The organism is Paracoccus aerius, from assembly GCF_014656455.1.
In the GTDB taxonomy this organism is placed as follows: Bacteria; Pseudomonadota; Alphaproteobacteria; order Rhodobacterales; family Rhodobacteraceae; genus Paracoccus; species Paracoccus aerius.
Window position 1 is genome coordinate 1 of the sequence record NZ_BNCL01000061.1, and the last position, 3658, is coordinate 3658.

Annotated in this window: 3 protein-coding genes, 1 tRNA gene and 1 pseudogene; 1 reads left to right on the forward strand and 4 read right to left on the reverse strand. The window is 63.0% G+C overall.

The genetic code is table 11. From position 1 onward, the window contains the following. Positions 1-6 precede the first annotated feature (6 nt). Positions 7-83 (forward strand) — tRNA-Met (locus IE224_RS20500). Here the strand turns inward: IE224_RS20500 and IE224_RS21550 are convergent. The 4 genes and pseudogenes from IE224_RS21550 to IE224_RS20515 form a co-directional block, all read right to left on the reverse strand. After that, positions 40-744, reverse strand: coding sequence for a recombinase zinc ribbon domain-containing protein (locus tag IE224_RS21550; protein ID WP_506330853.1), 705 nt, complete (start codon positions 742-744; stop codon positions 40-42). The two genes, IE224_RS20500 and IE224_RS21550, sit on opposite strands and share 44 nt — an antisense overlap. 153 nt (positions 745-897) lie before the next feature. Next, positions 898-1695 (reverse strand): annotated as a pseudogene (locus tag IE224_RS21555) (recombinase family protein); the annotation flags it as partial. Continuing rightward, positions 1692-2732 (reverse strand): tyrosine-type recombinase/integrase, encoded by a 1041-nt coding sequence (locus IE224_RS20510; protein ID WP_191313343.1) that lies wholly within the window; start codon positions 2730-2732, stop codon positions 1692-1694. The pseudogene IE224_RS21555 and the gene IE224_RS20510, both read right to left, overlap by 4 nt. Beyond that, complete coding sequence (locus tag IE224_RS20515; protein WP_191313344.1) at positions 2729-3502, reverse strand: tyrosine-type recombinase/integrase; 774 nt, start codon at positions 3500-3502, stop codon at positions 2729-2731. The genes IE224_RS20510 and IE224_RS20515 overlap by 4 nt, the downstream gene beginning before the upstream one ends. Positions 3503-3658: the final 156 nt, after the last annotated feature.

Sequence of the window (3658 nt, forward strand, 5' to 3'; positions counted from 1 at the left end):
CCCTGTCGCGGGGTAGAGCAGCCCGGTAGCTCGTCAGGCTCATAACCTGAAGGCCGCAGGTTCAAATCCTGCCCCCGCAACCACTTCTACCGAACACCCATTCAGCCCGCTTTCGAGCGGGCTTTTTGCTGTTGCGCCTTGTGCCAAACCCACCATCGCCGCCAGCGCCCCCTCAAGCTCCAGCGTGACGCCTTCAGGTGTGAGGCGGACGGTGACGATCTCGATGAGGCAGCGAATGGTCTCCAGTGCCGGCGTGCGGATTTCCGGGTCGGTAAGCGTCGCCGCGAGTTCAGCCACTTTGTGCCGATAGAGCTCCGAAAGGTTCGGGTGCAGGCGGACAGGCGACGGGGCAGGGGCAGCCAGCGCTTCATCGATCTGAGCGAGCCGTGTCTCCAAGCCCTCCAGCTTGGTCTTTAGTCCGGCCGTCCGCAGACCGTCGGCGATGGCGTCATAAAGGCCTTCAAGCTTGCGGATGATTGCGACTCGCTCTGATTGCAGCTGCATACTGGCAGCGGATGCCATGCCGTGGCGGGCATTCACCTGCTCCGTTACCGTCTTGATGGATTGTGCCACCGCCTCCGGCTGCATTAGCCGCTCCTTGAGCAATTCCAGCACCGCTTCCTCCAGCACACTGCGGCGGATGAACTTCTTTTGCGTACAGGTGCCAAGCTTGCGAGCGGCGGAGCAGGCCAGATAGTCTCGTCCGACGGCGGCAAAGCCCCCACCGCAGTTCCCGCAGCGCAACAGGCCGGTCAGCAGGTCGATTTGGCGCTTCTTCTCCCAGAAGCGCGTGGCCTTGATCGCGGCGACACGCGGCTCCCGGTCGATCTCGCCCTGGCGCGCCTTCACGCGCTCCCAAAGCTCCTGCTCGATGATCCTCAGCTCCGGCACCTCGGTAACGATCAGCGCCTCCGGCGGGTTCAACCGAGACACGCGGCGTCCGTTGGCCGGGTCCTTGACGTAGCGCAGCCGGTTCCAGATGAGACGGCCGATGTAGAGCTCGTTGTTCAAAAGCCCGGTGCCGCGGATCCGATGACCACGAATGGCAGTGTCCCGCCAGAGCTGGCCCCGTGGCCCGGGGATGCCCTCCTTGTTGAAGCGCTGTGCAATCGCTTTCGGCGAGCGGCCGTCAGCAAACTCTCGAAACACCCGCCGGATGATGTCTGCTTCACTCTCGTTGATAGCACGCTCGCCAGTAGCCGGCTCGCCATCGCTGCCGAGGCGGCGCACGACGTCATAGCCGTAGCTGTTGCCGCCGCCGGAGCGCCCTGCCTCGACGCGTCCGCGCAAGCCGCGCCGGGTCTTGTCGGCAAGGTCCTTGAGGAAGAGCTGGTTCATCGTGCCCTTCAGCCCAACATGCAGCTCGCTGATCTTACCCTCCGCCAATGTAATGATGCGGACACCGGCAAAGCTCAGTTGCTTGTAAACGGTGGCGACATCCGCCTGGTCCCGGCTCAGGCGGTCAAGCGCCTCTGTGAGCAAGATCTCGATACGTCCGGCCATGGCTTCGGCAAGCAGGCCCTGCAAGCCTGGCCGCAACAGCGACGCGCCGGACATGGCTCGGTCGCCGAAGGAGGTGGTGACAGTCCAGCCCTCCCGATCGGCGCGCTCCTGGCAAACGCGCACCTGATCCTCCAGCGACGCGTCCCGCTGCCGGTCGGAGGAATAGCGGGCGTAAATGGCGACGCGGGTCATGATTGGCTCCTGATACGCCGGAGGCTTTCGTTGTAGTCACGCCCGGCTTCGATGACGCGTGCATGGTTGTAGTGCTTCTCGGCTGTTCTGAAACTCGTATGCCCCAGCAAAGGGCCGGCCGAGCGCGCATGTTCAGGCGACTCACGTGCCAGCGTGGTGGCGGCAGCGTCCCGGAAGAAGTGTGGCGGCACGCGGACCCCCGTCATCCTTGCAGTCAGGTCGCAGATACGACGTCCCATGTACGAGTAGCCCATGGGCCGGCCTGAGTCCGCAACCCACAGCATCGTGTGGGTCTCATCGCCACGGCGCAGCAGAAACGGGCGGGAGTTAGACAGATAGTGGCGAAGCAGCCCCTCCAGCGGGTCAGGGACCATCGCCGTCCAGGTGTTGCCGGTTTTGGTCATCTCCGGTGAAAGAGCAATTTCGATGGAATGCGCTGTGAGAAGCACCGAGCGGCCCAGTTCCAGTCCGACGAAGGCACGACGCCGGATCGGCAGCAGCGCGAGGAACGCCAGCATCGCCCCGTCGCGCAGTTTCTGCATGCGCTCGAGGGTTGAACCGGCATCAGCGTGTTGCCCAGCCAGAGCCAAACCCGCTTGCAGCAGGACTGCTCCTGACAGGATGCGCCCGTGCTTCCGCTCGCCGTTCCTGTCCTGCGCCTGAGCAAAGTGGATGGCGCGGATCCTGCGCAGCTTCGTGACATTCGTTTCGCGATCGACCGCAACAATGATGCGGATCAGCGTGTCGAGCCGCATGACACGCGAATAGGCGGCGTCGGCGCCCATGGAGCTCATCCAGGCCACAACCCGCTCCGGTTTGATCCGAGAAAGGGGTGCGTCCCTGAGTGCTGCAGGATCGGTCTCCTTCAGCCATGCGATCCAGCGCCCGTACCCCGCCTCATGCTGCGCAATGGTGCTGGCTCGAAGATGCGCAAAGGCACCCACGCCATCCAGAGGATTGCCCCTTGCCTGCAGGCCAGACCAGATCTGTTGATCGGCTTCAGGCCATTCATGCGGATAGAGCTTGATACGCGTCATGCCGTGCGCGCCTTGGCGAGAACGTCGGCGTAGAGCTTGGTCGACGTGCCGGCTTCGAAGCCGACATAGGCGCTCAGCGTCGAGCTGGTGGATGAATGCCCAAGCAAGCGGCGGACGACTTCATAGCTGCCCGGCCGGTCGGCCAACAAGATCTTTGCTGCCAGATGCCGGTGCAGGTGCGTGTTGAAGTCGATACCAATCTCGCGGCGGATCCTGGTGCTGATCCTGGTCGACATCTGTGCAGGAGGCATAGGCGCGCTGCCATCGCGCTTGGGAAACAGCCAGCGCGTACCGGAGGGGCAAAGCTTGGGGGACCGCGTCGCCACGTGCCGGTCGATCATGCAGGCGACATCTTCCGGAAGAAGAAATTCGATCATCCGGCGGGTCTTGGTCTCGCCCTCTTCGAAGATCAGGTACACGCTGCCATCTCCGGAACGGTGCAGGTTCCGATCAAGGTGGATCTCCACCAGGTTCTTGCGGCGGATCGGACAGGCCTGCAGGATTGCCAAAGCTAAGGCGTCCTCCCGCTCCAGCTTGGCACGCGGCGTGTCAGCGCCCCGTTCTGCTCGCGCAAATAGCCGCTCCGGAAGCAACAGCAGCTTCTGAAGAGCTTTGGCGTCGGTGAGGGCGCGCAGGCGGTCGCGGTTCTTTGCTGACATCCCCTCCTGCCGCCGCGTCGCCAGCTTGGCCGCCAACTTGCTCAGCGCTTTGATCTCCGCATCACCTGGACGGACAAAGCACGTTGCCAGCGTTAGCAGAAGAGAAGCCATTTGAGCTGCTCCCCGGAAATTGGACAGTGACGGAAGCTACGATCTGACGTTTGCTGGTCTCCAAGAACGAGGAGTGTTGATTTCCACCCAGAACTGAGCCGGATAGGCGCGTAATTTCCACTGAGAATTGAGCCATGTGAACCTTTCCCCAAAGCG